The organism is Alteromonas sp. 5E99-2 (assembly GCF_017368475.1).
GTDB lineage: Bacteria > Pseudomonadota > Gammaproteobacteria > Enterobacterales > Alteromonadaceae > Alteromonas_F.
This window is the reverse complement of the sequence record NZ_JAFNJE010000001.1, coordinates 404,883-429,400: the sequence shown is the minus strand read 5'-3', so window position 1 is coordinate 429,400 and position 24,518 is coordinate 404,883. Positions and strand designations below refer to the sequence as shown.

Below are 24,518 nucleotides of genomic sequence, written 5' to 3'. Positions count from 1 at the left end.
TCTCACTACTTTATTAAGATTACCGATGACAACGAATAGATTCTCTTTGAAAGCTGGATTGATTGTTTTTCCACTTAGCATTCTTTCTGCTGCAATTTCATCTTCTGTTAATGCTCAAACCGAAAACGAGCAAACCAATGTTGCTCCTGCTGATGTTGAGCGAGTGCAAGTGGTTGGTCGCCGACGCTCAGCTGCAGAAGAAATAGTCGTGGAACGTCTTGAGGCTGACAGTGTTGTTGACCTACTGAGCGCAGACCAAATTGCTCGAGTCGGTGACTCTAATGTTGCAGATTCATTGAGACGTGTTCCTGGTTTGACATTGGTCGATGGAAAATTTGTATACGTGCGTGGTTTAGGTGAACGCTATTCAAGCGCAACGTTAAACGGTGCAGCAGTGCCGTCGCCAGATTTAACAAGAAATGTTATTCCATTAGATATATTTCCAGCCGCTATTGTTGAATCCTTGTCTGTACAAAAGGGCTTCTCAGCCGACCAAGGCGCAGCTTTTGGTGGTGGTGCCATTAATATTCGTACAACATCAATTCCAGAAAGTTTTATTGCCTATGTGGGTACCAGTGCTGGTATCAATAGTATTTCTGATGAGCATATAGAAAACCCCAGCGGCAGTTCTTTTGGTGATGGTGACAGCAGTCGTCAGTTGTCTTCAACCGTGCTAGACGTTTTAGGTAGCAGTTTTGTAAATGGTGGTGATTTTGACCTTAGCGCCAATGCTATTCAGCAAACATCTGTACGTAACGGCTCTCCTATCTCTCTTGCTGAAGCAGACCTTGTTAACAGCCAGTTAGCGACAGCTTTCGACCGCAACCTTGATATCACCGAAGGCAGCAGAGCTGTTCAGGATTGGGGGATCAGCGGTGGCATAGGTGATGCTATAGATTTTGGGACAGATTTTGTTTTAGGTGGTTTAGTAACACTCAATTACGGAGAGTCTCTACGTACTCAAGACCGAACTATTCGCCGTTTAGAAGAACCTGATGAAGAGTTTATTGACCAAACTAAATCAACAGAAAACTCAAGCTTAACAGTCACCGCAGGTGCGGCGTTAAGTTGGGGTACCGAACACACAATAGAGAGCAAAAACTTCTTTATCCGAAATACCGACGATGAAACTTTTCTTTCTGACGAGTATAACGATACCAGTGGCTTTAGTTCTGGCAATGGCTTTAGAAACTACCGTGGTGTATTTGAGCAACGCGAACTAGAGATATACCAGTTATCGGGTAGACATCAATTAGGTGATGACACACTAGACTTGTTAGGGCTAGGTGATTCATTTTTGACTGGTTTAGAATTAAATTGGTTCTATTCTGATTCAACGGCAACTACGGAAATTCCAAACTCATTTACAGCTGTTGCGAATTTTGACCGAGATGTAGAGTCTGGTGAAATTAGCAATGTTAATTTAGCCCTGGGTGGTATTGCCAGTAACGGTCTTCAATTTGAAAACCTTGATTTGGATGACCAATTAGAAAGCTCTGGTTTTGATTTGAAATTGCCGCTATATGCTGGTGATTGGCTTATTGAAGTAAGCGGTGGAGCGCGAAGCGATAGACGAGCTCGTATTTCTACACAATTGAATTTCACTATTGATGGAAATTCAACGAATAACGCATTTGTAACGGATTCTATTTCAGAGCGTTTTTCTGATGAGAATATTCTTAACCCTGATCTTGGTTTCGAGTTGGCGTTACAAAATACCGACTTTGGCCCCAGTGTTGCGGCAACTCAAGTTGATGCAGCTTATGGTCAAATAGACTTTGATTGGAATGGAACCTTGTACCTAGTTGCAGGTGTTCGTTATGAAGATTACCGCCAAGTAAGTGCGTTGTTTAACCCGCTTGCGCTGAATAGTCCTATTTTCCCAAATTTAGATATTAACGAATTTGCAGCGACAGGGGACCTCGATGGTGCATTCCAGCAAGACGACTATTACCCTTCAGTGGCTGTAAAATATAGCTTACCTGACTTTTGGGCTGAGACATTTAATTTAAGACTGAGCTGGAGCGAAACAACGGTTCGCCCTGATTTACGTGAAATTGTAGATACGTCATATCGCGATCCAGTTACTGATTTTATCATTACAGGTAACTCGGGAATAACACCATCGGATATCACTAATTTAGACTTTAGGTCTGAATGGTATTTTGATAACGGCGATAACTTCACAGTAAGTCTTTTCCATAAAGATATTGAAAATCCAATTGAAATACTTGCGCAAACGACTTCAGGTAACGAACTTCGAGGACAAGTATTAAACGTCGAGTCTGCTGAAATTGCGGGTGTTGAAGTGGAATGGTTGGTTAATCTGGATTTTCTTGGTGATATTGGTTCTCAGTTCTTCGTTCAAGGTAACTTAACTGGGCTGTTTACCAACGAAATCAACGTGGGTGATATAGCGGTTAACGTTACAAATCGCGAGCGTGAACTAACACAGGCATCTGATTTTGTTGCAAATATTATTGTGGGTTTTGATTCGAAAGATGGAAAACACTCAGCAGGTTTAGCGTTCAATACATTTTCAGAGCGTTTGTTTATATCGGGAGAGGGTGGTCGAGCAGATTCATTTGAACAACCGTTTGATTCACTTGATTTAACCTATACCTATTTCATTACTGACTACTTTAATGTGAAATTTAAAGCTAGAAATTTACTTGATGACTTTAATGAAATCACTCAAGCTGACGATAGTGGTTCCGATGTTGTTCGCTTTGAACAAGAAGTAGGACAGTCCTATAGCGTAAGTTTCCGCTATCAGTTCTAGTTGAAACGACTCGATAATAAATATAAAAAACGCCACATTATTATGTGGCGTTTTTTATGAACAAGAATCAGTTTGAAATGACGACGTGTTTATTAACTCTGTTGATAAAACATCGTTGAAACGTTTTACAAATTGGGGGGTAACAGTACTTCGATTAAATATAAAATGTATATCACCATGATGCAGTATTTGATCGGATATTTTATAGGACTTTAGCCTAGGCTTATTTGTAAAACGTTTGGCGTCTTTACATAGAACTGATTTATCGTCAATAACCACAGAAACCACCCCCTCATTTAACATTTGCATACGCTTTATGGCGCTAAATGCGTGTATAAATCTATCGGGGTAACGTTGTTTTAAAGCTTCTACATAATCGCCAAAATAGCCTTGTATGTTAATCGCTACATAGCCATCATTTTCTAAAATATCGTCAAGAGCATTGGTGTTCATAGTTAGATTTTTTGTGTTGTACGCGTAACTTATATACTCCTTTCTATACGGAGTTGTATAAAAAAAATCTAAATTGCGTTGATTGGTGTAAGAGGCACCAACGAAAATGTCAAATGTTCCTTTAGACATCTCTAATTGGGCTCTTTCTGGAGTCATTGGTAATACGTTAAATGTGCAAGACATTGAGTCTAATGTTCTAGATAAGATATCGAAGTCGGACCCAACGTAAGTTTCTTCTCCTACCTTATAAAAATAAGGAGGCCAGTCACCATTGAATGACAGAACTAGAGGGTGCTCGCATGGGTAAGCGCTTTTAAAAAAAAACAAAATAAGGAGTAGTAAAAAAGTGCGCATATATTAATTTATGTCAGACTTGTCGAGCAATTGGCAAAGTCTACTTTCCTTTTTATATGTGTAACCACATAGTTTTTAGTTAGTTTGCGACAAATAGTACCCTTAAGGCTATAAGCAACATAAAAAAGTGATTATTTCTATATTAATAAGCATATATTATAAGAACAAAATGATTGGAAGTGAAAAAATGAACGTAATTAAATTTGGATTTATCGCAAGCTCTTTATTTTTAGCAAGTTGTGCGTCTTTAGTTTTTGCTAAGACAGAATTTGAAAAGTTACCAGAAGGGCACTACGTAGTAGACCCGACTCATGCAAATATTGTCTGGACGGTAAAACATCTAGGCTTGTCTGATTATGTCGCTAGATTTGCCGCATTTGATGCGAGTATTGATTTTGATCCGGCAAATATCGAAAACTCAAAAGTTACGGCTTCTATCGATCCAACATCAATTCAAACGGCATACCCTAACGCAGACAAGAAAGATTTTGATGACATCCTTGCAAACGACAGCGGTTGGTTTAACGCGGGTAAGTATGCCAGCATTGATTTCAAATCAACAAAAATTACTATGACCAGTGAATCAACAGCAAAAATGGATGGTATGTTGACATTTGTAGGTATTTCTAAGCCTGTTACTTTGGACGTGGTTTTTAATGGCGCCATGCAAAAACATCCATTCAATGGTAAACCAGTTATGGGCTTTTCTGCATCGACGACTATTGATCGTACCCAGTGGGGTTTAAGTAAATATGTTCCGCAGGTTAGTGGTGAAGTAGAAGTGAGTATTTCAGGAGAGTTCTCTAAAGTTAATGACTAACTCCACTCGCTATCATTCTTTTGCCATTGCCCTACACTGGATAATGGCACTAGGTTTTATGTTCATGGCAGGATCAGGTTGGTATATGGTAAATGGTGATTTACCTAAAGCTGAACAATTTGACTTGTACCAGATACATAAGGCATCTGGTGTTCTGATGCTATGGGCTCTTGTTTTAAGAGTGTTTATTAAATTCGTAACTTATACCCCTTTATTACCGAATAGTATTCCGAAAGAGCAGAAAAAAATGGCTAAATTGGGGCATGTGAGCCTTTATATAGGGCTGTTATTAATTCCGGTCACTGGATGGGTTATGGTATCTGCAAGTCCTTTCGGTTTGCCAACCTTGGTATTTTTTGACTGGTTAAAATGGCCACATATACCAGGGCTAGCAAAAAATAGAGAAGCCCAAATCATTGCAAGTAACGTTCACTGGTACGGCGTTTTAACCATGTTGCTGCTTATCGTGGGCCATATAAGTGCTGTTTATGTACATACAGTAAAACACAATATTAAACTCATTCGACGTATGTGGTGGAACTAACACAATGCTCAAACGACTATTTACTCTTTCATTATTTCTTTTTAATACGACGGTATTTGCAGAAAAAATTGAAACAAATTCAACCACCTCAAAGCTGAGCTTTTCTGGACAGCATGCCGGTAGAGATTTTACAGGCGTATTTAATTCTTGGAATGCAACTTTGGTGTTACCGCCTTCAGAAGATGCATCTATACAAGCTACATTTCAAGTCTCTTCTGCCGAAACAGGAAATGCGCTGTATGATGAAACCCTTACAGAAGAGGACTGGTTTGCTGCTGATAAGCACCCTACAGCAAGGTTTACAAGTACCTCAATTGAGTCAACTTCGTCGGGTTATAAGGTCATTGGCACATTAGTGTTAAGGGGTAAATCGGGTCCCGTAGAGTTCGAACTTGAAGAGACTAAAGATGGTTTAATCGCTACTTTTTCTATCGACCGTCTTTCATTTGGGATAGGCGAAGAGTCAGATCCTACTGCTGAATGGGTAAGCCGTGAAATTGGTTTACAGTTAACAATAAAACGGTAGGGCGTGTGAATCTTATTTTTCAGGGACTAATGTAATAAGTACTCCACCAAGTAATAACACTGTGGCTACAATAAATGAAAGAGTGATGCTTTCGCCTACGAAGATTACCCCTCCTAATGCGGCAACAATAGGGACGTTGAGCTGAATTACACCGGCTTGTAGTCTCGTCAGGCGAGGTAAAACTTTATACCAAATGGCATAGCCCATTCCAGACGTAATTGCGCCGGACGCAATGGCAAGAAAAAGCCCTTTTGTAGTGATGTAGGGAGAATGTAGAAACAAGAAGGAAGCGGCAAGTGGGACGCAGAAATACAAGGCACGGCTAAAGTGAATTGCGCTATCAGCTAAAGGTGTTTCGCTCTTTCTACCCAAAAGAGTGTATATAGCCCAACTTATTCCAGATAAAATCATTAAGCCAGTACCTACCACGGAAATTTTCGATTCGTTTACTTCTGTCGGAAACATTAAATAAGCGAACCCACAGAGAGCTAAAACAACACCACCCCATGTGCGTAAAGATGTCTTTTCACTACTGGTTATACTCGTTCCAATTATAACGAGTTGTACTGTGCCGAAAAGAATAAGCGCGCCTAGTGCAGTATCCAAGTGCAAGTATGCATAGGAAAATGCTGCGCAGTATCCAAAGAGGGATAACGCGCCTAACCAAGATGCATTATTATTGGGTTTAGCTATGCGCTTTTGATTTAAAAACACGAGAATCCAAAGCATTATTGCGCCGGACAAAATACGAATTATAGTAAAGCTTCCTCCGTCAATTGTACTGTGTGTAAAGGCTAATCGACATAAAACTGAGTTTGCTGCGAATGCAATGAGTGAAAATAAAATAAGGGGGGCTGTTTTAATGAGAAAATTCCAAATGCTGAAAAAAAGTGTTTTTTGTAATAGCCGTCATTGCTAATAGTGTATCTAAAGGATACCACTGAACGTCATCTTCGATAATCAGTTGTATACCTTCTAATAGCTCGCTATTGCGTTTTGTATCGTGCGCTACGCCAATGATAGAAAAACCTTCGAAGTGCAGCTCTACTGTCATTTTATAAAGGCAAACTAGTTCGATATAGTCATAGTCTGAACAGCTTATCATTGGCGTCTAAATTAAGAATTAATTGGTCTGGTAATAAAATGCATTATCATGAAATGCAGCAACTTTGTCATAATCGTAACCCAAATGGTTAAATTCACCTGGTGAGGGAATGGCTAACCCTTTTTCACCAATAATTACTCCCCAATGGTTATCGCCTACACCATTGAAAATAATATTAAGCGTGTTGTTGCTACTTCTTACTACTGCTGCAATCCCTGACGCTCGCATTAACTTTCTTAGTGATGCACTTTCTTCGATTAATCGCAGTAACTCTGGTGATTGCGTAAGTTCGCTATAATGAGTGAAATCTGCAGAAGGAATTAGCCCTACTATTTTTGAAGGTCTATATGTATATGCCTCTGAGTTACTTACAAATGTGTGATTAATACGGAAAACCGATTCTGAAAGTTGGCCTACTAAGAAAAATTCACTGGACTGGGCAAATTGATTTAACGCTTGCTCTGCGTCAACCAAAAATTTTTCTGCAAGGGTTATGCGTTTTTGAATACAGCTCTCATCGTTGCATAAAACCGAATTTGGAAGTAGTGCTATATCTTCTTTATTCAACCCTAAAGTACTGCCCATAACGCCTAGATTGAAATTGATGAAGGCTATTTTATCGTCTTTAGATTTTAGTTGAGTTGGCACGACGTCTAGTAAACCAAAAGGTCTTAAAAGTGGGCTATAGACTGCTTTGTTTTCTACTTCAGGAAGCATTTGCTTCAAATGAGACAAGGCATCTCGATATTCTTGTTCACTGGCCGATTTTATTAACGATGGTTGCTCGGCACCTGCTTTTATACAAAAAAATGTTATTAGAAAGAATAAAATTAGATTGCGACGCATTGTATATAACCTATTAGTTTGTATGTAGATAACATTATCACGTTATCTAGGTGAATTCCTACCCATTCTCTTGCTCTTAAAGTACGGATTCCCATTGGTAAGTACGCATGTTTACCTTACCTTTAATCACGACAACACCATCGTGTTTGAGCTGTTCTACTTGCCGCTGATACTGAATTGAAGATTCTGCGAATGCAATTTTTCCATCGCTGCGTAGAACGCGATACCAAGGAATATCCATTTCATTAATACGGCTACTCAGTGCTTTCCCTACAAGTCGAGCTCGGCCAGGTAATCCTGCTAATGCAGCAACTTGGCCATAAGACGCGACTGTACCTACTGGGATACGTAAAACAACACCGTTTATTGCCTTATATTTATCAATACTGTTCGTATTCATTGACGGAAATGGTTTCCTATTTACAGCACCTATCACCATAATAGTTATCTTTGTAATTACAGTCTGTTAGTGCTTTTTGTTTTGTTGAACGAAATAGTGCGTTAATTAATTTTTTCATTGAATGCTTCCTAAGGTTTTTAACTTAGGGTAATTCTATATGGGGACTAAGCGATATAAAAATACATAAAGTAGATTAATATAATCAACTTTTACTATTGGTCTTTAGTGGTATTTTATTAACATTACGAAGATCAACTACATACCCATTTCCACCGACCCCATGATAAAGCTCGTCGGTAAAAATGACATGATTATCGTCTAGGAAGGTAATTGCCTCTTTTTGAGTGACTAAACCTAAGTTGATTTGGTAGGCATCACCAGAAAAGAAGTTGTCATTATCCCAGTTTTCAAATAGCCAAATTCTTTGAGAATCCAGTAGTACCAGTTTTGATTTGTCGGGGCTTAGCGCAGCTGATGTTATCCAACATAACTCTTTTAATTCTGTGCAAGTTTTATATTCACCCATGTATTCTGCTTGGAAATTGGCAGCATGGTCGCCAATTTTATAAAGTCGAGTGATACCGTCAAATGGGTTAGTGCGATTTTTAGTGAATAAGTAGAGGTTACGTTTGAAATAGATAAAGGCTTCAATATCATAATGAGCATCTTTAAATACGTTTGCCTGCTCTTTTGTTACAATCTCTGGATAGGTAAATTTAATAATTTCCGCAGACGTTTCGTTACTTTTAATATCAATGGGGTTTTCAATTTTGTAAATAGTCATCCATTTTCTATCTTTTCCATTATTGCCAAAATCGCCCACAAAGAAGTGACCGAAGGTGTCTTGTGTAAGATCCTCCCAGTCCCAGTTTTTTGCGTTGTTAATTTTTATTTTTTTCTCAATATTACCAAGTTCATTGACACGGTATAAGTAGGGACCATCTCCTCCGTCGTTTATCGCCCAAAGATGTCCTTTTTTATCAACCTCAATACCCGATATCTCTTTTAATTTAGAGGGAAAATTGATTGTTTTCGTTTGGTAAAGTGAGAAAGCCTGAACAATAACTATGGCAATAAATATGAAAATAGGAACGACAAGTACAGAAAACTTTGTTTGAGAATAATTCATTACTGCAATGTGGATTCATAACGTGACGGTGGTATAGCTGCATACTACGCTTTTTTGGATGTAACGCTATTTTTTACCCAATAAAAAACCCCAATAAAGGGGTTTTTAGGTAAAAATGTATTATTAAATATTGAAAGCAACAAACCCAGGTGAAAGTCGCTTGTTGTTACTATCGTCCAACATCAAGTATTCATACTCTTTTTGAAGGCCCATAACGCTTACCGCTGAATTGTTTGCAGTAACAGGTTCAAAACGCGAGTTTTCTAACGCTTTTATTGAGGAGCGAATAAAGCGTTTAGACCCTTTAAAGTTAACCACTTTAATATTGACCGGTTGCCCTTGAGTATTCAAATCATAAGACAAAGTAACTGTACCTTGAGTTTTATCATTTAATGCACTGCTTGGATAGCTTGGCATAACGTCTTTTACTTTCACTAATTGAATACCAGATTGTGAAAGCTCATTAGCATTTATTGTCGATGCTTGAAGGCCTAAAGAAATAAAACTGATTACACTGATAATGGTGAGTTTTGCTGCTAATTTTTTCATACTTACTCCCAATTCTGACGCTTATATAGTCAGTAAAAAATTTTAATTTTTGCAACTGAGATACTTTGAGTATCTGATGCATATTTAAAGTATATACAATGAATTACTTTTGTCAAATTTTAATTAACTTTTCATCTCGTAGACATAAAAGTGTAACATTAGTGATGTAAGTATGTGTATATACAATATAAATACTAACTATAGCGCTGGTTTGTTTTTAATAGTGAATTGCAGTGCTGATTAAGAAGTTTATGCATGTCTAAAGTGAACGATAAAAAAGATACGAAGAAAAATAGCCAACTCATTATTCGTATAAAAAAAGAAGAAAGAGACGAGTTTGTGGATTTATGTGACGAATTAGATACTAGTGCTGCTAGAGAAATTAGGCACTTTATTAGAGATTTTTTGAAGAAGCACAGACACGAAGAATAAGAATTTAACCTTCCTATTTTAACAATTTTGAGTTAACCAACACATTTGCATTACAGCAAAGGCGTTGGTTATAACAGTTTCAAATTATTATGTTGTTTTTAGCCTTAAACTGATAGTGATATTCTAGGTAAACTCTTCTGGCTAAAATCTATTTCAGGACTACACAATAGTATTCGCGCTGAATCAACTCCTTGTTCGGTGACTTGGCGTTTAAATTCATCGCCTCGTTCTTTTGCTATTTCAACCAAACGTTGCTTTTGATCTTTAGTTATTGTTTCTTTTCCTATGGTTTCATCGAGCTCCGAGGTTGAAGCTATGGGGCATACGTTAACTTGGATGTCCGGTTTCTTTTCCATTAATGCGACAAACTGGTCAACAAAGGTTAATTGCGATTCATTGAGTGCAGTTTGCTTTGGTTCATACACTAAATCTTCAAAACGGACTTTAAGTGCGTAAGTACCAGCAGAATAAGCAATACTTAAAATTTGCCCGTAAGGAACGAAGGTATTGATAAGGTGTTTTTTAGTTTGGTTCATTACTGCTTTTTTCACTACTAAACCAATTATGTATTGCACTCCAAAGCTGGGGTCGTCTACGTCACCATTGACTGGAATGGTTAAATTTATATTACCGTCATTGTCTTTTAGCATACCTAATGCAACATTCAGTGGGATTGCTGCTTGGCCGACCATATCTAATTCGTCTTCCTCTTTTGCCTTATTCGAAGTGAATGTTGCGCCTCGTAAATTCAGCTTTAGTGTTCCATCGAGAGCATTGTCTGCGACTGTAATACTGGCCTCTGAATCTAATTGACCGGCTTCAACGCCAAAACCTAATGCGGTATGTAAATAAGGTGACACTTCGTGAACAGCGAGCTCTTTTATATTACTGTTAAGTATCAAATTTAGTTTTTCGCCAAAGGGCTGAGCACTTCCATCAATTTGATAGCTAAAGTAATCTTCGTCTTTCAAAGAAAGTAAAAACTCAGCAGATTCGTTGTTATCTTTGTTATTGATATTGTCTATGGATAGGGTCGATATTTCGATATTTTTGTCAAATAGTGGGCTTATTGACTGGTCTTCAAAATGAATTTTTGCTGGTGAAGTTAAAGCGATTGTATTGACGTTAAAGAAAACACTATCCTTTACTTTTTCATCTGTATTATTTTCTGCTTCTGCTTCTGCTTCTGCTTCTGCTTGGTTGTCGTTGTCAGGTTCAGTCGCTGATATAGCGTCAATGGCAGCAATACTACCAGATTGGTCCACGGTTATATTTGCAATAAGTTGGTCTAGTGCCACAGTATCCAAAGATAGATCCGAAACACCTTTATTGAGGTCGAATTCGCCAGAGAACTGATTAAAGGAGAGCGCTTTAAACGACGCCATTTGTTGATTATCTGAATCCACTAAAAATTGAGATTCATCTATGACAAATGAATCCCATTTAGCTGAAACAACATTGTTTGTATTGTTAACTATCAATTGGGGTAACTGAAGTGCACTGATTTTAGCCAGTGTAATACCGCCAGTATGTTGAGCACTTAGGCTACTCATTTCAACGCTAACTAAGCTAGAGACTTGAATATCATCGCCAATAGAGGCCGACGCTTCGGGTACATTTACTTCAAATAAACCTAATGTTGCTTGGTAGTCTTTGTCTTTATATGAGAGATTTGAAAATTCAGTGGTTAAATCGCCTAACTCTGCGTGAATTACGTCACCCAAACTGCCTTTTAATACTAGAGATGTGGCAAAATTAAAATTGATATCGGCATCAGATATGGATGATGAAAATGTGATATTGGCCGAGCTATTTAGTGAAAAATGAGTTCCGTCAAATGCGACATCATTTATTTCAAAAAGGTTTATTCCAATATTATGATTTTGCAATTCAGCTTCATATTCTAAATGAATATCTTTAAATGTTGCCTTAACAAGTGCTACATCTATGGCTATTTCACTAGTATCACTGGTATTCGTTGTGTTTGCTTCATCAGTAATTGCATCATCTTGTTTTGCTTCTTCATTGAGCATAATACCTAAAACAGATAATACGTTGTCAGATTGTTTTACGTGAGCATACACCCCTTCGATAAATATTTCATTTATGTGCACTTTAGCGAAAACAGCTTTCCACAAGCTATAATCTACTGCCAAGGTGTCGAGTTCGAAAACGGTGTTGTCTTTTTGCAACCAAGATAAATTCGATATTGTGAGTCGAGAACGAAAAGGGTTTAGGCGAATTGAACTGTCTTCATGAAGTACAAGACCTTTGTCTTTTAATATATTCCCAATGATTGGGCGAGAAACAACGGGGGAGAGAGCCCAAACCAATAAACCAAGAGCGATAACAATGGCAAAGCTCCATATAACAATACGACCAAATAACTTCATAAACCCTCTAGCGACGCAAAAAAAAACATTGTGTTGGAATTTTACAATGAGTTAAAGGTGAATTTTTATAAACTAGGCACATTCCTAATGTTTTATGGGATTTAGAAATAAAAAAACTCCCAATGTGTTGCCACAGAGGAAGTTTTTAATGACTAGTAAGTAAATGCTAAAACATTATTTAATGTCAAAGCGATCGTTTTGCATGACTTTAGCCCATGCGTTTACGAAGTCATTCACAAACCGCTCTTTTGAGCTATCAAAAGCGTAAACTTCAGCAACTGCTCTAAGTTCCGAGCTAGAGCCAAAAATCAAATCTACTGGGGTTGCGGTATAAACCACTTTACCTGTAGCGCGATCGACGCCTTCATATGTGTAACCCGAGTCAGTTTTTTGCCATTTAGTAGACATATCTAACAAGTTTACAAAGAAGTCGTTAGTAAGTGTTCCAGGCTTGTCTGTCAGAACGCCTAAATCGCTTCCATCAGTATTTGCACCAAGTGCTCGCATACCGCCGACTAATACCGTCATTTCAGGTACAGTTAGGGCTAGTTGATCCGCTTTATTCACTAGCGCTTGTGTTGGCGATAAATAATAACCTTCTTTATAGAAGTTTCTGAAACCGTCTACTTCCACTTCTAAGTGAGAGAAAGATAGTTCATCAGTTTGCGCTTGCGTTGCGTCTCCACGACCTTGAGCAAATGGAACCGTTACGTCAAAGCCGGCATCTTTCGCCGCTTTTTCAATGGCGCTAGCACCACCGAGTACGATTAGATCAGCAAGAGAGATACCTTTGCGCTTAGTATTAAAGTCACTTTGGATACCTTCTAAAACAGCGATTACTTTTTGCACTTCAGCAGGATTGTTCACAGCCCAATCTTTCTGAGGAGCAAGTGCGATTCTTGCACCATTTGCACCGCCGCGCATATCTGAATCACGATAAGATGCCGCTGCACCCCAAGCGACTCTTACAAGTTCTTGAACACTTAAGTCTGATGCTAGAATTTGCTTTTTCAACTTAGCAATGTCTTTGGCTTTCAGAGGTTTAAATCCTGATGGATCAATTGGGTCTTGCCAAATTAATGTTTCTTCAGGGAAGTCATCGCCAATGTAGTTCGCACGAGGTCCCATATCACGGTGAGTGAGCTTGAACCATGCTTTAGCAAATGCCTTTTGATATTCAGAAGGATCCGCTAAGAAGCGCTCTGCAATTTTTCTGTACTCAGGATCTGCTTTTAACGCTATATCCGTTGTAAACATAATTGGTGAAGTGAATTTGCCCTTTACGTGAGCATCGGGAGCTGAATTTTTCAATGCTCCGCCTTTAGCTTCCCATTGAATATGGCCAGCAGGAGAACGAGTTTTTTCCCATTCGTTGTTTAACAAGTTCGCCAAATATAAAGACGTCCAACGAGTCGGAGCTTGCGTCCAAGAGCCTTCAAGACCACTGGTTATTGTATCTTCTGAGTGGCCTTTACCACATTTGTTTTCCCAACCTAAACCTTGCTGTTCAACACCGGCAGCACCAGGTTCTGCGCCAACACACTCATCAGGCTTATGCGCACCGTGGGCTTTACCAAAAGTGTGTCCGCCAGCAATAAGAGCAAAGGTTTCTTCATCGTTCATCGCCATACGGCCAAATGATTCACGAATACTTTGAGCTGATGCTAGTGGATCTGGAACGCCGCCCGGACCTTCAGGGTTTACGTAAATCAATCCTTGGTGAACGGCAGCAAGGGGTTTTTGAAGGTTGCCGTCAGCATCTCGTCGGTCACTTGCAAGCATTTCTACTTCTGGTCCCCAATACACTAGATCAGGTTCCCAATCATCATCGCGACCAGCGGCAAAACCATAGGTTTCGAAGCCCATATTTTCTAGTGCAGTATTACCGGCAAGAACAATAAGGTCACCCCATGAAATCAGTTCACCGTACTTTTGTTTGATTGGCCATAGTAAACGACGAGCCTTATCTAAGCTCACATTGTCCGGCCAGCTGTTAAGCGGGTTAAAGCGTTGTTGGCCACCGCCAGCACCACCGCGACCATCATAGGTTCTGTATGTACCTGCAGCATGCCAAGCCATACGAATAAAGAACGGGCCATAGTTACCATAATCGGCTGGCCACCAATCTTGAGATTCAGTAAGCACTTTATCGATGTCAGCTTTTACTGCATCAACATCAAGTTGTGCGAAGGCGGCTTCATAACTGAAATCGTCTCCGAAAGGATTAGAGCGTTTGTCATGATCTCTCAGCGGACTCAAATCTAGTGACTCAGGCCACCAAAATAAGTTACTTTTTGCTTTGTTAGGAGCAACTGTCCCCATTCCGATAGCGGCTTTTTCATGATGATGACCCGCAGCGATGACGTTTTGAGATAAAGTTAATGCGACGACGCTCGCCACAGCAGAAACTTTAAATATTTTTATTATGTTCATGTGTATTGTCCTTAGACGTAAATAAAACGTAAAAAACTCATTTCAAGAATAACTATAGGAGAAATTTTCTATTATCCATAATCTATTATTTAGATTTGTTTAATCTTAAAAATAGATTATTGATGGTATTTCTATTCGAATTAAATGCCTGAATGGAGATTGTGTCAATGTATTTTGTTAAAAATTAACAGTACCAACAGCGATAAGTTACATTTTTAAGTGATTGAATAGACTGTGTTTTGTACGTAATAAGACAGGAATTACTAATTTTCGCTTTTAAAATAATCAATTTTTGCTTTATTTTGTTTCCATTTATGCCAGCGAGTAGGAATAACATAATTCATTAACCTATCTACTGATTGCATAAGTGTTAAATTATATGCACCGTGTAGCTTACTTTTTAAGCTCGAATTACTGCACCTTAGAGACAAGGCATAGCCAGCTTCGTCATACACCATATGATGCCAATATCCGCTAGGAATAAATAAAGTATCTCCCGGCTCTAGCGTAACTTTTAAACCTTTTACTTTTTTTAAACCTGGATAAGTATCAAAATCTGGGTTATCCACATCAACATAGCTTCTGCATGTGAAAGGTGTTCGGTGTAATGCTGTACTTTGGTCATAGGCAAATAAAGTCACCGTTTTTCTTCCATATAAGGCGGTATGAAAAACATGAGACATGTCTATATCAAAATGCATTTGTGTCACAGAGTCTTGGCAACCAAAAAACATAAAAACAAACTTTTTGGAAAAACCTTTAGCGATTGAGGGTAACTGAATGTCGTTTAAGAGTTCAGGAATATGAGAGGTGATGTTATAAAGAAATAAACGTAAGTCTTGGCGGGTGGTAAGGATTTTATCAATATACTCAGCCAAAGTGATTTGCTGGCTGCCGCCCATATAACCTTTTCCTGGAGTGACAAAACTTTTATCGTAAACTGTTACTTTGTTATGTCCGTGTTCGTTTTTAAAAAACTCAGGACTCCAGCGATGAGTTGCAGGCCATGTGGCCGACAACGTTTTAATGACAAGAGGTTTTAACGGCCGAAAATAGTGCTCTTGAAATTCGGCGTACTCGATTGTCTCAACGCTGTCGACGGGTTGAAGATCTAGTTCAGATTTCGTCATATAAAAAGACTACAACCCAATCTTAAGCGGTTAGAAATTCGCGATACGTAGTTAAGATTTCGGGTCTTTCCCAATGTAGGAAGTGCCCAGCGCCTTCTACTAATTTGTATTCACAATCTGGGATTTGAGTGGACGCTTTTTGAATGCCCTTATGATCGAGTATCGCGTCATATTCACCGCTGATAATCAGTGTCTTTGCGCCGATATTAGATAAATCCACAAACTCTTCGATGTGATTAGCTTGCTCAACAAATTCACAGTGATTAGCAAAACTCACAAACTCATCTTCGGTCATGTTTCCAAATTGATTAATCATCTGACGTTTTTGGCATTCAGATATGTGTTGTCCAAATCCAGATATCATTAGCGATGCAATTTCATCTGCTCGACCTTCATCGTATAAGCGTTTACCTTCTTTTATTAAGGCTAATACTTCTCTATTGGGTTTAACGCCAAAGCTGCCTAAAATCATTTTAGAAATAAGGTCTGGATGTTTTGCTGCAACTGCAGCAGAAATGATAGTACCCCAAGATGCTGCAGCCAAAATGACTTTGCCATTGCGGTTTGTTTTGTCTATGACTTCAAGCAATATTTTTTGCTGATCGTCAAAAGAGATTGCTGGCTCTCCAGTTACAAAGCTAGCTCTTCCTTGGCCAGGCAAATCAAATACAACGACAGAATAATCAGGAACGAAATGGGTGATGAAACTACGCCATGCAGCCATAGTTTGTTTTGCCCCGCTAATACATACGATTGTTTCTTTTGCCTCTCCATAAATTCGATAGGGAACCAAAAAACGACATAATCGTAATTCACCTTTTATTATTTTCATTATTTTTTACTACCTGAGTTACTGTGTGCTGCTGTTAGCATCATTTAGTTTTATTATTAGTTCTTTGCGTTGCACAATTGCCTTTTCACCAAACCACATGCTCCACAGAAGCCTTGCGAGTAATGGGCTATCAAATGTGCCAACAAGTTCATTTTGGAAAAAGGCTAATAGGTGGCCTTCTTTTGTCCACCGAAGTGAGAATTTATCGTTTTTTGCTACATCCTGTTTAATGGCTTGTCGGAATTTTTCTAAATCTGGTGCGACTAGTTCTTCTTCATCACCTTCACAATTAAATTTTACTCCTTTTGTTAGTGCATTTTGTATTTGCTTGGCACTTAATGAGCGCTGAAAAATGAGAGAGATTTGTTTGTTTGCAGGTTCAGTTAATATGTGTTGATAAACGTTCAAAGATGAAGCTTCTTCGAAATCGATATCACTATAATGGGCTATTCGATAGATATCGAGTAGGTACTTTTTTCTTATTGTTTGGCCTGTGAGTTTCAGAGGAGGCGTTGTTGAATCAGGGAAGTGGATTGCGTCTGCAAAGCCGCTGTTATTGTCACTAACTTGGCTGGCAATAGTTGAAAAAGAAAAGAAAGCGATGATAAAGCACAAGGCTCTTAACAGAGGCTGGTGGGCCAAAGATTTTTTCATTGAAATTGCTACCAAACCTAATTACTCCTACATTGCTCTTTTGAGTTATTATTCGACACTGAGCTTATCAGACTAATCACATCAGATTAGCGGTGAATGAGCAAGCTTATTCGTACTAAATTAGCTAATAATGCGCAGATATCTTCACTTCAGTCTTTTATTTGCTTCGATAAACGAATAGATGAATTGAAGAGGAGGGGGAGATTGCATTAATATAAATGATTGCAACCATTTTAATCTATTTCAACTATGAATAATAAATACCTTTGTGCGAGCTTTTTTCTATGCTTGCTCTTTGCCGCTTGCTCGAGAACACACACAACAGAATCTAACGATACCTTTGTTGTAAAAGTACTTGGAATTAATGATTTTCATGGCCAAGTCTTACCTGATGATGGTGAGGGCGGCATGCAGCAGCTAGGACCTGCGCTATTGCAATCACTGGCAACTGATCAGCGTCCTACTTTTATTTTACACGGAGGTGATCAAGTAGGAGCAAGCCCCGCAGAATCATCCTTGCTACAAGATGAACCGTCAATCCAATTTCTAAATCTGATTAATTCGTATTGCCAACAATATAGGCTTTTCCGATGCCAAGTATTGGGTACTGCAGGTAATCATGAATTTGATGAAGGCAGTGAGGAAATGCTGCGTTTGTTACATGGAGGTATTCATGCAAAAGGCCCCTTTTTAGATACTCATTGGCAGGGCGCAAATTATAAAACACTTAGTGCTAATGTAATTGATAAGAGCACTAATTCATTGCTACTCGAACCGTACTCAATACAAAAGGTGAACGGTGTAGGTATAGGTATCATTGGTATCTCTCTTGATACTACTCCGGTAGAGGTGACTCGAGGAACTGTTGATAATTTGGTCTTTGTCGATCAGACTGAAGCGGTAGAACGGTATGCTGCTGTATTACAAAAGAAAGGTGTAGAAACGATCATTGTGATTGTTCATGATGGTGATGAATCAAACACAAACTATTATTCTGGAGAAACTCAGGATGACAATTTTATTCCTTTGAATAGTCATTTTGGACAGTTTGTTAAAAAATTACCTGACTCCATCGATCTTGTCGTATCGGGCCATTCTCACTTTTTTACTAATGCCTATGTGACTACTGATACAGGAAACAAGCTGTTAGTGACACAAGCTTATTCTAAAGGTAGAGCATATGCAGATATAGAATTAACGATAAACAAGGTCTCTGGTGATGTAGAAAACGCGTCTGCAAAAATTGTCAAATTGGATGCCAATACATCATATTCATTATCTGAAGCTGAAACTCTACAGACGAACAAAATTGACCTTTTGGTTAAGGCCGCGACGAACTTTGCATTGCGCTATACAGCTACATTTATAAACTCATATTCACCAGTAGAAAAGCAAAATTCGTTGGGAACCTTTATTGCTGATTCTCATCGGTATGGTCTAAAAACCGACGTAGGGGTAATGAACGAAGGTGGCGTTCGAGCTGAATTGAAAGGGGGAGACGTAACCTGGGGAGATATTTACGCAATCCAACCTTTTGGCAATAGTTTAATGGTGAGACTATATTCAGGGAAGCAACTCAAGCAACTTGTATCAACAGTGCATTTTTGGAGCAGTAACCTGGTTGTTTCTGACAATGGAAATATTACTCTTGATGGTAAGACTATTGTTGACACAAATGTTTATTCGGTTGCAGGTAACAATTACGTTATGAATTTGCCTCTATTTGATGAAGGAGAATGGGTAAGTTCTAATGGAAATGATTTAGACGAAACGATTAATTACATTAAACACCTGCCTACTCCGTTTAATTTAACGAGTAAGCCGAAGGATTGATACACCAAAATGCAGCATCGCCCCCTGTTACAACATAAAAGAGATCACACAAAGCTATTCTTAGAAATAGCGCGTTTGCGAAACAATGCGATTTTAGAGCTTGGCCTGAAAGGGTATGAGTTCCATAAAACCCCTAAGTTTGTGACTGAATCTGGTGAACGGCTTACAATTGAGCCAGAACGCAGTATTGTTTTACCGAATTACACGTTAATGGAAGGCGTGTTGCCATTACTTGAAAAAAGCATTTCTGGATTTTCATTGGTTGCAAATAGCGAGTCGGGATTTCGCTATCCTACCGCTGCAATTGCTGGGGATGATGCGCCATTTATTAAGCGGATGCGCTCTGAGTACTTTCATAAAGTCGATGAAGACAGAAGTATTTGTCGTCCGGTTAATTTGTCTTATGGAATTAAAAGCAGAGGCAAAGGTGACAACCGATTGGAATACGAAGTATGGATACCCGATGACAATGTAGAGCAAGATCCTCTACCGCTACTAATTAATAAATACGGTGAAGATTTACCCAAAGCGATACGAGAGTTTGCTACTGCACCTTCGTTTGTCTATGGATGGATGGGAGTAAAGCGCGGTGCATTTGATGCGCTATACCAAGACAAATCTAAACTGGGTGATATTGTTTTATGCTTAAGTTTGTCTCTAGATGCCTACAATATTGGCGCTCGCCCTGATTTATCGTTTTCTCCAGAAAATGAAAGCTCTATTGCTACCAACCAAGCTGAATTTGAGTGGGAAGTATTGGGGTATTATGCGCCCCAAGGTGCTGAGTTAAGTCAGGCTGATATCTGGGCTGGAATTAATGCAGCGCTAGAGGCTGTGAGTGCGCCTTTGGAAGACGCTTATTCCTCTGTTCTTATTCCAACAGAAAACAGCAAGACGGAACGTATACTGGAAACCATACGAGAGCAGGACGTTGATTTGTCAGAAATTGCGGAGCTTAATTTACAGCCTCATGAATTCTTACAAACAACCAGTCGCCACCGAGTGAAGGGCCATGATGCGTCTAGAACGGTGAATTTGCTTGGACGATTAAATCGATTGTTTTATCAACCTGAATTTATTTTGCCCTCGCTACAAGAGCTACACGATGTTATTGCTAAGCCGAAATAATGGCTTAGCAAGTTTCAATTCATTCGTTTTTAAGCTTTTTTAACTACTTTTGTTTTCAGCATCATGTGACCAGCGCCATCGACTTTGCAATCAATGTCATGGTCGCCAGGAGTAAAGCGCTTGATGACAGCTTTCGTTCCTACTTTAAGTATTAAGGATGAACCTTTTACTTTTAAATCTTTTACCAAGGTGACTTTGTCGCCTTCAATAAGCACATTGCCGTTGATATCTTTGTATATTTCTTCCTCTTCAGCCTCTGCCGAGGGATCCCATTCAAAGCCGCATTCTGGGCAAATTAACAGGTTTTGATCAGCATAAACGTATTCTGATTGGCATTGTGTGCATGGGGGAAGTGTATCAGTCATTCTTTCTGGCCTTGTAAATAAAAGTACTGGCAATTAATTCGGCTGCGAGTATAAAGCCTATTGGTCTTATCTCCAATTAAGATTTAGTGTTCAATGCAGGAAACTCAATCATGAAACAGAAGTACAATTGGTACAGTCCGAGAGACAAGGCTCTGGCACAGCGACGACGCAGAGCAAAACGGATTGTTGAAAATATAAATGCAACCGCACAAGATAAATTTGGCGAACGCAAAGCGCAGTTTGAGTCGTTGTTTGGCACAACGGGAAAGGGGTTTTACATTGAATCGCCTTTTCATTGTGATTACGGTGATAACATTCGTTTGGGTGACAATTTCTATGCAAATACTGGATGTGTGATTTTGGATGCGGCCGCCGTTACCTTTGGTAAAAACTGTATGCTGGGACCGCAGGTGGGTATTTATACGGCAACTCACCCCCTTGATGCCGAACTCAGAGCGCAAGGCTTAGAAGCATCATTGCCAATTACTATTGGAGACGATGTGTGGATTGGGGGGAACGCAACATTATTGGCTGGGGTTAGTTTGGGTAATCGAGTGGTTGTTGGCGCAGGCTCAGTAGTGACAAAAAGTTTTGGTGATGATGTGGTAATTGCTGGAAACCCTGCGAAAATTATGAAGAAAAATAGCATCTAAGATCTGCTTTCGATAGCTCAGCATTTAGATTTCACCATTGCAGGTGTGTAGTGTGATAGTTTATTGTTAGCCCTATAATAATAATTTTTCCAAGGTATCACTATGGATGCTCGTAATATTGCATTTTCTCGCACTCGCTTAACGGAACTTATGGTTCCTTCTTTCGCTAATTTTGGCGGTAAGGTTCACGGCGGTATTATTTTGTCGTTAATGGACAAGGTGGCCTATGCTTGTGCAAGTAAACATGCAGGTGCTTATTGTGTAACTGTTACTGTTGATGGTGTAGAGTTTTTGCAACCGGTAGAAGTTGGTGAGCTACTACATTTAGATGCCACAATTCACTATGTGGGTAATACGTCGTTGATTGTGGGCATTAAAGTGACATCTGAAAACATTAAAAACAACTTTATTAAACACACCAATAATAGCTATTTTACTATGGTGGCAAAAGGTGATGACGGAAAACCTGCCAAAGTACCAGAGCTGGTTGTGAGTAATGAAGAAGAAATGAAAAATTTTGTTACGGCCATCAAGCGTATGGAAGTCAAAAAAGAAGCAAACGCTCGCATTCAACAGCAACAAGATGATTGCGTTCGCAATAAGGATATAGCCTTACTTGAATCTCATCGCTGTTCATTAGGCTTTAGCCCTGATAAATGCTCTTAACAAATTCTCCAATGCGTTTTAGACCTTCTTTTAGTTTTTGATCATCGGTGGCAAAGGAAAGTCGAACATATTCGTCAGCGCGGTGCTCACCAAAATCGTTTCCTGGTGTCATCGCGACATAATGTTTGGCCAACAGGGCGTCGCAAAATTCGATGGCGGTTAGTCCTGTTTTTGCTATGTTGATATACACATAAAAAGCGCCATCTGGATGTACTTCTACGGGTAAATTAATACGGTTAAGGGCATCTAATACGTAATTTTTTCTGTTGATTAGTGTTGCTCGTCGAGCTTCGCATTCCGCTAACGAATTGGGAGTAAAACAAGCTAACGCTGCGTATTGAGCAGGTGTTGATGGGCAAATATAAAGATTCTGCGCTAGTTTTTCCATAGGAGCTACCATCTCTGATGGCACGACACACCAACCTAATCGCCAACCTGTCATACCGAAGTATTTAGAAAAACTATTAATGACAATAGCCTTGTCGTCAGAGGCTAATACGGTATTGACGTTAGATTGCTCAGACAAGGCTAAATTTAAATAGATCTCATCAACAATACGCCACGCGTTTTTCTCTTCGCAAAATGCAGAAATCGCAGACATTTCCGTTTCGCTGATACAGGTGCCTGTTGGGTTAGCAGGAGATGCTATTAACAGGCCTTTGGTGGTATCGCGCCAATTGTTTGCAACATTTTGTGCAGTCAGCTGAAAATGTTGGTTTGCTGGCGTAGGCACTAAAGAGACATCACCACCGAAGCTAGTAATAAAGCGACGATTACACGGGTATGATGGGTCACCTAAAATGACATTGTCTCCGGGGTTTATCAATGCTGCGCTGATAAGTAACAAGGCCGCAGATGCACCTGAAGTAATAATCACTCGGTTGGCGTCGATTTCTACCCCATGTTGACTGAAGTAGAAATTTGCTACAGCTTGCCTTAACGCGGGTAAGCCGAGTGCTGAAGTGTAAGGCAGCTCTCCTTTGGAAACCGCAGTGAGCATAGCCTCAGAGACCTCTTTAGGAGCGCCAAAATCGGGTTCACCTAAATTTAAGCGCACAACATGGTGACCTGCTTGTTCTAATGCAGTGGCTTTCTCGCCATACTCCATAGCTAAAAAAGAAGAGATGGCATTGGCTCTATCTGAAAATTTCAAAAAACTACCTATAATGTCGTGTTGTTGTATTTTAGGAGCTGCAATGTATAGCGACTTTTTTAAATGCGCAAGCCAATATTGGTAATGACAACACAGTGATTAAGGTGGTAAAACTAAAAAGGTGTCTCTATAAATAGAATAACCATGACTAGTGCAGTACAACTTTCTTCAGTAATCTTTTCTTATCCAAATTCCAATGCTGTGTTTGAATGCAATGATTGGACATTAAATCACGGCGAACATGTTTTTTTACAAGGACCTTCTGGTTCTGGGAAATCCACGCTTTTGGGGCTTTTATCTGGAATATTAAAACCTAATAGTGGGGAGGTGTGCATTAATGGAACAGAGTTAAGTCGTTTATCTCAAAAGCAAAGAGATAAGTTTAGAGCACAAAACTTGGGTGTTGTTTTTCAACAATTTAATCTTGTTCCCTATTTGAATACCTTAGAAAACTTACAGTTAGCAACCCATTTCGCTAACTCTGAATTAGATATAGAGGGTCATGTGAAGCCCATGTTAGAGGCATTGAAATTAGATGAATCGGTGTTAACTCAGGCAATATCCACATTGAGCATTGGGCAAAAGCAACGAGTTGCAATAATGCGTGCCTGTGTAAACACACCTAAGGTTTTACTGGTCGATGAGCCTACTTCAGCACTAGATTCACAAGCCGCAAATGGCTTTATGGGATTACTGTTGGATTTGTGTAAAGTGAATCAATCGAGTTTAATTTTTGTAAGCCATGACGATAGTTTGGGAAGCTATTTTGAACGTCATGAAACCTTGTCAAATATAGCGACTTGGTCTTCAGTTGATGGGTGATTTTTATTGTCAGCGATAAAGGTTTACCGCTGACGCCAATGTGGTGATAGCAGCGCTATTGGAGAATGTAAGATTTACCTATGATTTTCCATTCATCATTGACTTTTGCCAGTGTTAAGGCGTCGTAAAAACGAGTTGTTGAGCGAAATAGCACCACAGCTAAGCGGTCATCTACAACATTTAGGCTGATGATCTCACCGTCAAGGTTGCCACCGGCTGGGTTTTCATTTGAAGACCAATGGTTTAGAACAGTGGTCATGTCTTTCCACGATTTTATAACGTCTTTGCCTTGCTCATCTTTTACAACCCCAACCATAGTGGCATTTTCCGCAGCAAATGCGCGGAACAAGCGTTCTTTACTGGCTTCACCTTGGCCTTGAAAGTAATCATTAACGGCGGCTTCTATGGCTACTTTGTCAGAAGCTTTGTCGGCGAATACGTTTGATGAAAATAGTGCAAGGCTTAATACAACTAAGACTGATTTAAACATGAATAGGTATCTCTACGTTATTGAGG

At 39.3% G+C, this 24,518-nt stretch carries 25 protein-coding genes; 10 read left to right on the top strand and 15 right to left on the bottom strand.

Features of this window, described 5'->3' with window-relative positions; all coding sequences use genetic code 11:
- Positions 1 to 25: 25 nt before the first annotated feature.
- Complete coding sequence (locus tag J3L16_RS01960; protein WP_207611180.1) at positions 26 to 2,782, top strand: TonB-dependent receptor; 2,757 nt, start codon at positions 26 to 28, stop codon at positions 2,780 to 2,782.
- Positions 2,783 to 2,836: 54 nt separating this feature from the next.
- Here J3L16_RS01960 and J3L16_RS01955 read toward each other — a convergent pair whose 3' ends face one another.
- Positions 2,837 to 3,589, bottom strand: a complete 753-nt coding sequence (locus J3L16_RS01955) for a transporter substrate-binding domain-containing protein (RefSeq protein ID WP_207611179.1) — start codon at positions 3,587 to 3,589, stop codon at positions 2,837 to 2,839.
- Positions 3,590 to 3,776: 187 nt separating this feature from the next.
- Here J3L16_RS01955 and J3L16_RS01950 point away from each other — a divergent pair, with 187 nt between their 5' ends.
- Genes J3L16_RS01950 through J3L16_RS01940 form a run of 3 tightly spaced genes read left to right on the top strand, consistent with a single transcriptional unit; the run spans position 3,777 to position 5,479 of the window.
- On the top strand, positions 3,777 to 4,409 hold the full coding sequence (locus J3L16_RS01950) for a YceI family protein (RefSeq protein ID WP_207611178.1): 633 nt from the start codon (positions 3,777 to 3,779) through the stop codon (positions 4,407 to 4,409).
- Positions 4,402 to 4,953 carry a cytochrome b gene (locus J3L16_RS01945; RefSeq protein WP_207611177.1) on the top strand — a complete coding sequence of 184 codons (552 nt, stop codon included), beginning with the start codon at positions 4,402 to 4,404 and terminating at the stop codon, positions 4,951 to 4,953. The genes J3L16_RS01950 and J3L16_RS01945 overlap by 8 nt, the downstream gene beginning before the upstream one ends.
- 4 nt (positions 4,954 to 4,957) lie before the next feature.
- Entirely contained in the window at positions 4,958 to 5,479 is a 522-nt protein-coding gene (locus J3L16_RS01940) for a YceI family protein (protein WP_207611176.1), read from the top strand.
- Between the two features lie 12 nt (positions 5,480 to 5,491).
- On the opposite strand, the gene J3L16_RS01935 is transcribed toward J3L16_RS01940, so the two are convergent.
- The 6 genes from J3L16_RS01935 to J3L16_RS01910 form a co-directional block, all read right to left on the bottom strand.
- The gene (locus J3L16_RS01935) at positions 5,492 to 6,208 is read right to left on the bottom strand and encodes a DMT family transporter (protein ID WP_242698588.1); all 717 of its coding nucleotides are present in this window, start codon (positions 6,206 to 6,208) and stop codon (positions 5,492 to 5,494) included.
- Positions 6,209 to 6,338: 130 nt separating this feature from the next.
- Positions 6,339 to 6,533, bottom strand: coding sequence for a hypothetical protein (locus J3L16_RS01930; protein ID WP_242698587.1), 195 nt, complete (start codon positions 6,531 to 6,533; stop codon positions 6,339 to 6,341).
- 69 nt (positions 6,534 to 6,602) lie between these two features.
- Positions 6,603 to 7,430 (bottom strand): hypothetical protein, encoded by an 828-nt coding sequence (locus J3L16_RS01925; protein WP_207611174.1) that lies wholly within the window; start codon positions 7,428 to 7,430, stop codon positions 6,603 to 6,605.
- A gap of 76 nt (positions 7,431 to 7,506) precedes the next feature.
- On the bottom strand, positions 7,507 to 7,830 hold the full coding sequence (locus J3L16_RS01920) for an MGMT family protein (protein ID WP_207611173.1): 324 nt from the start codon (positions 7,828 to 7,830) through the stop codon (positions 7,507 to 7,509).
- A gap of 202 nt (positions 7,831 to 8,032) precedes the next feature.
- Positions 8,033 to 8,959 (bottom strand): hypothetical protein, encoded by a 927-nt coding sequence (locus tag J3L16_RS01915; protein WP_207611172.1) that lies wholly within the window; start codon positions 8,957 to 8,959, stop codon positions 8,033 to 8,035.
- A gap of 123 nt (positions 8,960 to 9,082) precedes the next feature.
- Positions 9,083 to 9,508, bottom strand: coding sequence for an energy transducer TonB (locus J3L16_RS01910; protein ID WP_207611171.1), 426 nt, complete (start codon positions 9,506 to 9,508; stop codon positions 9,083 to 9,085).
- Positions 9,509 to 9,763: 255 nt separating this feature from the next.
- Between J3L16_RS01910 and J3L16_RS01905 the strand changes: the two genes are divergently transcribed.
- Positions 9,764 to 9,940: a hypothetical protein gene (locus J3L16_RS01905; RefSeq protein ID WP_207611170.1), complete on the top strand. Its 177-nt coding sequence runs from the start codon at positions 9,764 to 9,766 to the stop codon at positions 9,938 to 9,940.
- A gap of 104 nt (positions 9,941 to 10,044) precedes the next feature.
- On the opposite strand, the gene J3L16_RS01900 is transcribed toward J3L16_RS01905, so the two are convergent.
- The 5 genes from J3L16_RS01900 to J3L16_RS01880 form a co-directional block, all read right to left on the bottom strand.
- On the bottom strand, positions 10,045 to 12,333 hold the full coding sequence (locus J3L16_RS01900) for a DUF748 domain-containing protein (RefSeq protein WP_207611169.1): 2,289 nt from the start codon (positions 12,331 to 12,333) through the stop codon (positions 10,045 to 10,047).
- A 174-nt stretch (positions 12,334 to 12,507) separates the two neighbouring features.
- Complete coding sequence (katG, locus tag J3L16_RS01895) at positions 12,508 to 14,766, bottom strand: catalase/peroxidase HPI (RefSeq protein ID WP_207611168.1); 2,259 nt, start codon at positions 14,764 to 14,766, stop codon at positions 12,508 to 12,510.
- A gap of 263 nt (positions 14,767 to 15,029) precedes the next feature.
- Positions 15,030 to 15,896: a cupin-like domain-containing protein gene (locus tag J3L16_RS01890; protein WP_207611167.1), complete on the bottom strand. Its 867-nt coding sequence runs from the start codon at positions 15,894 to 15,896 to the stop codon at positions 15,030 to 15,032.
- A gap of 22 nt (positions 15,897 to 15,918) precedes the next feature.
- Positions 15,919 to 16,728, bottom strand: a complete 810-nt coding sequence (locus J3L16_RS01885) for an alpha/beta hydrolase (protein WP_207611166.1) — start codon at positions 16,726 to 16,728, stop codon at positions 15,919 to 15,921.
- A gap of 18 nt (positions 16,729 to 16,746) precedes the next feature.
- Entirely contained in the window at positions 16,747 to 17,382 is a 636-nt protein-coding gene (locus J3L16_RS01880; protein WP_207611165.1) for a chalcone isomerase family protein, read from the bottom strand.
- Positions 17,383 to 17,631: 249 nt separating this feature from the next.
- Between J3L16_RS01880 and J3L16_RS01875 the strand changes: the two genes are divergently transcribed.
- Both J3L16_RS01875 and J3L16_RS01870 read left to right on the top strand, forming a co-directional pair.
- Positions 17,632 to 19,215, top strand: a complete 1,584-nt coding sequence (locus J3L16_RS01875) for a bifunctional metallophosphatase/5'-nucleotidase (RefSeq protein WP_207611164.1) — start codon at positions 17,632 to 17,634, stop codon at positions 19,213 to 19,215.
- Positions 19,216 to 19,224: 9 nt separating this feature from the next.
- Complete coding sequence (locus J3L16_RS01870; RefSeq protein ID WP_207611163.1) at positions 19,225 to 20,343, top strand: hypothetical protein; 1,119 nt, start codon at positions 19,225 to 19,227, stop codon at positions 20,341 to 20,343.
- A gap of 29 nt (positions 20,344 to 20,372) precedes the next feature.
- On the opposite strand, the gene J3L16_RS01865 is transcribed toward J3L16_RS01870, so the two are convergent.
- Positions 20,373 to 20,708, bottom strand: a complete 336-nt coding sequence (locus tag J3L16_RS01865; protein WP_207611162.1) for a zinc ribbon domain-containing protein YjdM — start codon at positions 20,706 to 20,708, stop codon at positions 20,373 to 20,375.
- A 110-nt stretch (positions 20,709 to 20,818) separates the two neighbouring features.
- On the opposite strand from J3L16_RS01865, the gene J3L16_RS01860 reads away from it, so the two are divergent.
- Both J3L16_RS01860 and J3L16_RS01855 read left to right on the top strand, forming a co-directional pair.
- Positions 20,819 to 21,361 carry a sugar O-acetyltransferase gene (locus J3L16_RS01860; protein WP_207611161.1) on the top strand — a complete coding sequence of 181 codons (543 nt, stop codon included), beginning with the start codon at positions 20,819 to 20,821 and terminating at the stop codon, positions 21,359 to 21,361.
- A gap of 102 nt (positions 21,362 to 21,463) precedes the next feature.
- Positions 21,464 to 22,027, top strand: coding sequence for an acyl-CoA thioesterase (locus J3L16_RS01855; protein ID WP_207611160.1), 564 nt, complete (start codon positions 21,464 to 21,466; stop codon positions 22,025 to 22,027).
- Here J3L16_RS01855 and J3L16_RS01850 read toward each other — a convergent pair.
- Positions 22,005 to 23,180 (bottom strand): aminotransferase class I/II-fold pyridoxal phosphate-dependent enzyme, encoded by a 1,176-nt coding sequence (locus J3L16_RS01850; RefSeq protein WP_207611159.1) that lies wholly within the window; start codon positions 23,178 to 23,180, stop codon positions 22,005 to 22,007. The two genes, J3L16_RS01855 and J3L16_RS01850, sit on opposite strands and share 23 nt — an antisense overlap.
- Positions 23,181 to 23,324: 144 nt before the next feature.
- Between J3L16_RS01850 and J3L16_RS01845 the strand changes: the two genes are divergently transcribed.
- Positions 23,325 to 24,002, top strand: a complete 678-nt coding sequence (locus tag J3L16_RS01845) for an ATP-binding cassette domain-containing protein (protein WP_207611158.1) — start codon at positions 23,325 to 23,327, stop codon at positions 24,000 to 24,002.
- A gap of 55 nt (positions 24,003 to 24,057) precedes the next feature.
- Here J3L16_RS01845 and J3L16_RS01840 read toward each other — a convergent pair whose 3' ends face one another.
- Positions 24,058 to 24,492: a nuclear transport factor 2 family protein gene (locus J3L16_RS01840; RefSeq protein ID WP_207611157.1), complete on the bottom strand. Its 435-nt coding sequence runs from the start codon at positions 24,490 to 24,492 to the stop codon at positions 24,058 to 24,060.
- Positions 24,493 to 24,518 lie beyond the last annotated feature (26 nt).

Coding starts and splice junctions, on each gene's coding strand:
- J3L16_RS01910 (WP_207611171.1), bottom strand. CDS start 9,508: ATGAAAAAATTAGCAGCAAAACTCACCATTATCAGTGTAATCAGTTTT.
- J3L16_RS01940 (WP_207611176.1), top strand. CDS start 4,958: ATGCTCAAACGACTATTTACTCTTTCATTATTTCTTTTTAATACGACG.
- J3L16_RS01890 (WP_207611167.1), bottom strand. CDS start 15,896: ATGACGAAATCTGAACTAGATCTTCAACCCGTCGACAGCGTTGAGACA.
- J3L16_RS01880 (WP_207611165.1), bottom strand. CDS start 17,382: ATGAAAAAATCTTTGGCCCACCAGCCTCTGTTAAGAGCCTTGTGCTTT.
- J3L16_RS01920 (WP_207611173.1), bottom strand. CDS start 7,830: ATGAATACGAACAGTATTGATAAATATAAGGCAATAAACGGTGTTGTT.
- J3L16_RS01955 (WP_207611179.1), bottom strand. CDS start 3,589: ATGCGCACTTTTTTACTACTCCTTATTTTGTTTTTTTTTAAAAGCGCT.
- J3L16_RS01845 (WP_207611158.1), top strand. CDS start 23,325: ATGACTAGTGCAGTACAACTTTCTTCAGTAATCTTTTCTTATCCAAAT.
- J3L16_RS01870 (WP_207611163.1), top strand. CDS start 19,225: ATGCAGCATCGCCCCCTGTTACAACATAAAAGAGATCACACAAAGCTA.
- J3L16_RS01915 (WP_207611172.1), bottom strand. CDS start 8,959: ATGAATTATTCTCAAACAAAGTTTTCTGTACTTGTCGTTCCTATTTTC.
- J3L16_RS01925 (WP_207611174.1), bottom strand. CDS start 7,430: ATGCGTCGCAATCTAATTTTATTCTTTCTAATAACATTTTTTTGTATA.
- J3L16_RS01885 (WP_207611166.1), bottom strand. CDS start 16,728: ATGAAAATAATAAAAGGTGAATTACGATTATGTCGTTTTTTGGTTCCC.
- J3L16_RS01905 (WP_207611170.1), top strand. CDS start 9,764: ATGTCTAAAGTGAACGATAAAAAAGATACGAAGAAAAATAGCCAACTC.
- J3L16_RS01875 (WP_207611164.1), top strand. CDS start 17,632: ATGAATAATAAATACCTTTGTGCGAGCTTTTTTCTATGCTTGCTCTTT.
- J3L16_RS01950 (WP_207611178.1), top strand. CDS start 3,777: ATGAACGTAATTAAATTTGGATTTATCGCAAGCTCTTTATTTTTAGCA.
- J3L16_RS01930 (WP_242698587.1), bottom strand. CDS start 6,533: ATGACAGTAGAGCTGCACTTCGAAGGTTTTTCTATCATTGGCGTAGCG.
- J3L16_RS01960 (WP_207611180.1), top strand. CDS start 26: ATGACAACGAATAGATTCTCTTTGAAAGCTGGATTGATTGTTTTTCCA.
- J3L16_RS01855 (WP_207611160.1), top strand. CDS start 21,464: ATGGATGCTCGTAATATTGCATTTTCTCGCACTCGCTTAACGGAACTT.
- J3L16_RS01900 (WP_207611169.1), bottom strand. CDS start 12,333: ATGAAGTTATTTGGTCGTATTGTTATATGGAGCTTTGCCATTGTTATC.
- J3L16_RS01860 (WP_207611161.1), top strand. CDS start 20,819: ATGAAACAGAAGTACAATTGGTACAGTCCGAGAGACAAGGCTCTGGCA.
- J3L16_RS01865 (WP_207611162.1), bottom strand. CDS start 20,708: ATGACTGATACACTTCCCCCATGCACACAATGCCAATCAGAATACGTT.
- J3L16_RS01945 (WP_207611177.1), top strand. CDS start 4,402: ATGACTAACTCCACTCGCTATCATTCTTTTGCCATTGCCCTACACTGG.
- J3L16_RS01935 (WP_242698588.1), bottom strand. CDS start 6,208: ATGCTTTGGATTCTCGTGTTTTTAAATCAAAAGCGCATAGCTAAACCC.
- katG (WP_207611168.1), bottom strand. CDS start 14,766: ATGAACATAATAAAAATATTTAAAGTTTCTGCTGTGGCGAGCGTCGTC.
- J3L16_RS01840 (WP_207611157.1), bottom strand. CDS start 24,492: ATGTTTAAATCAGTCTTAGTTGTATTAAGCCTTGCACTATTTTCATCA.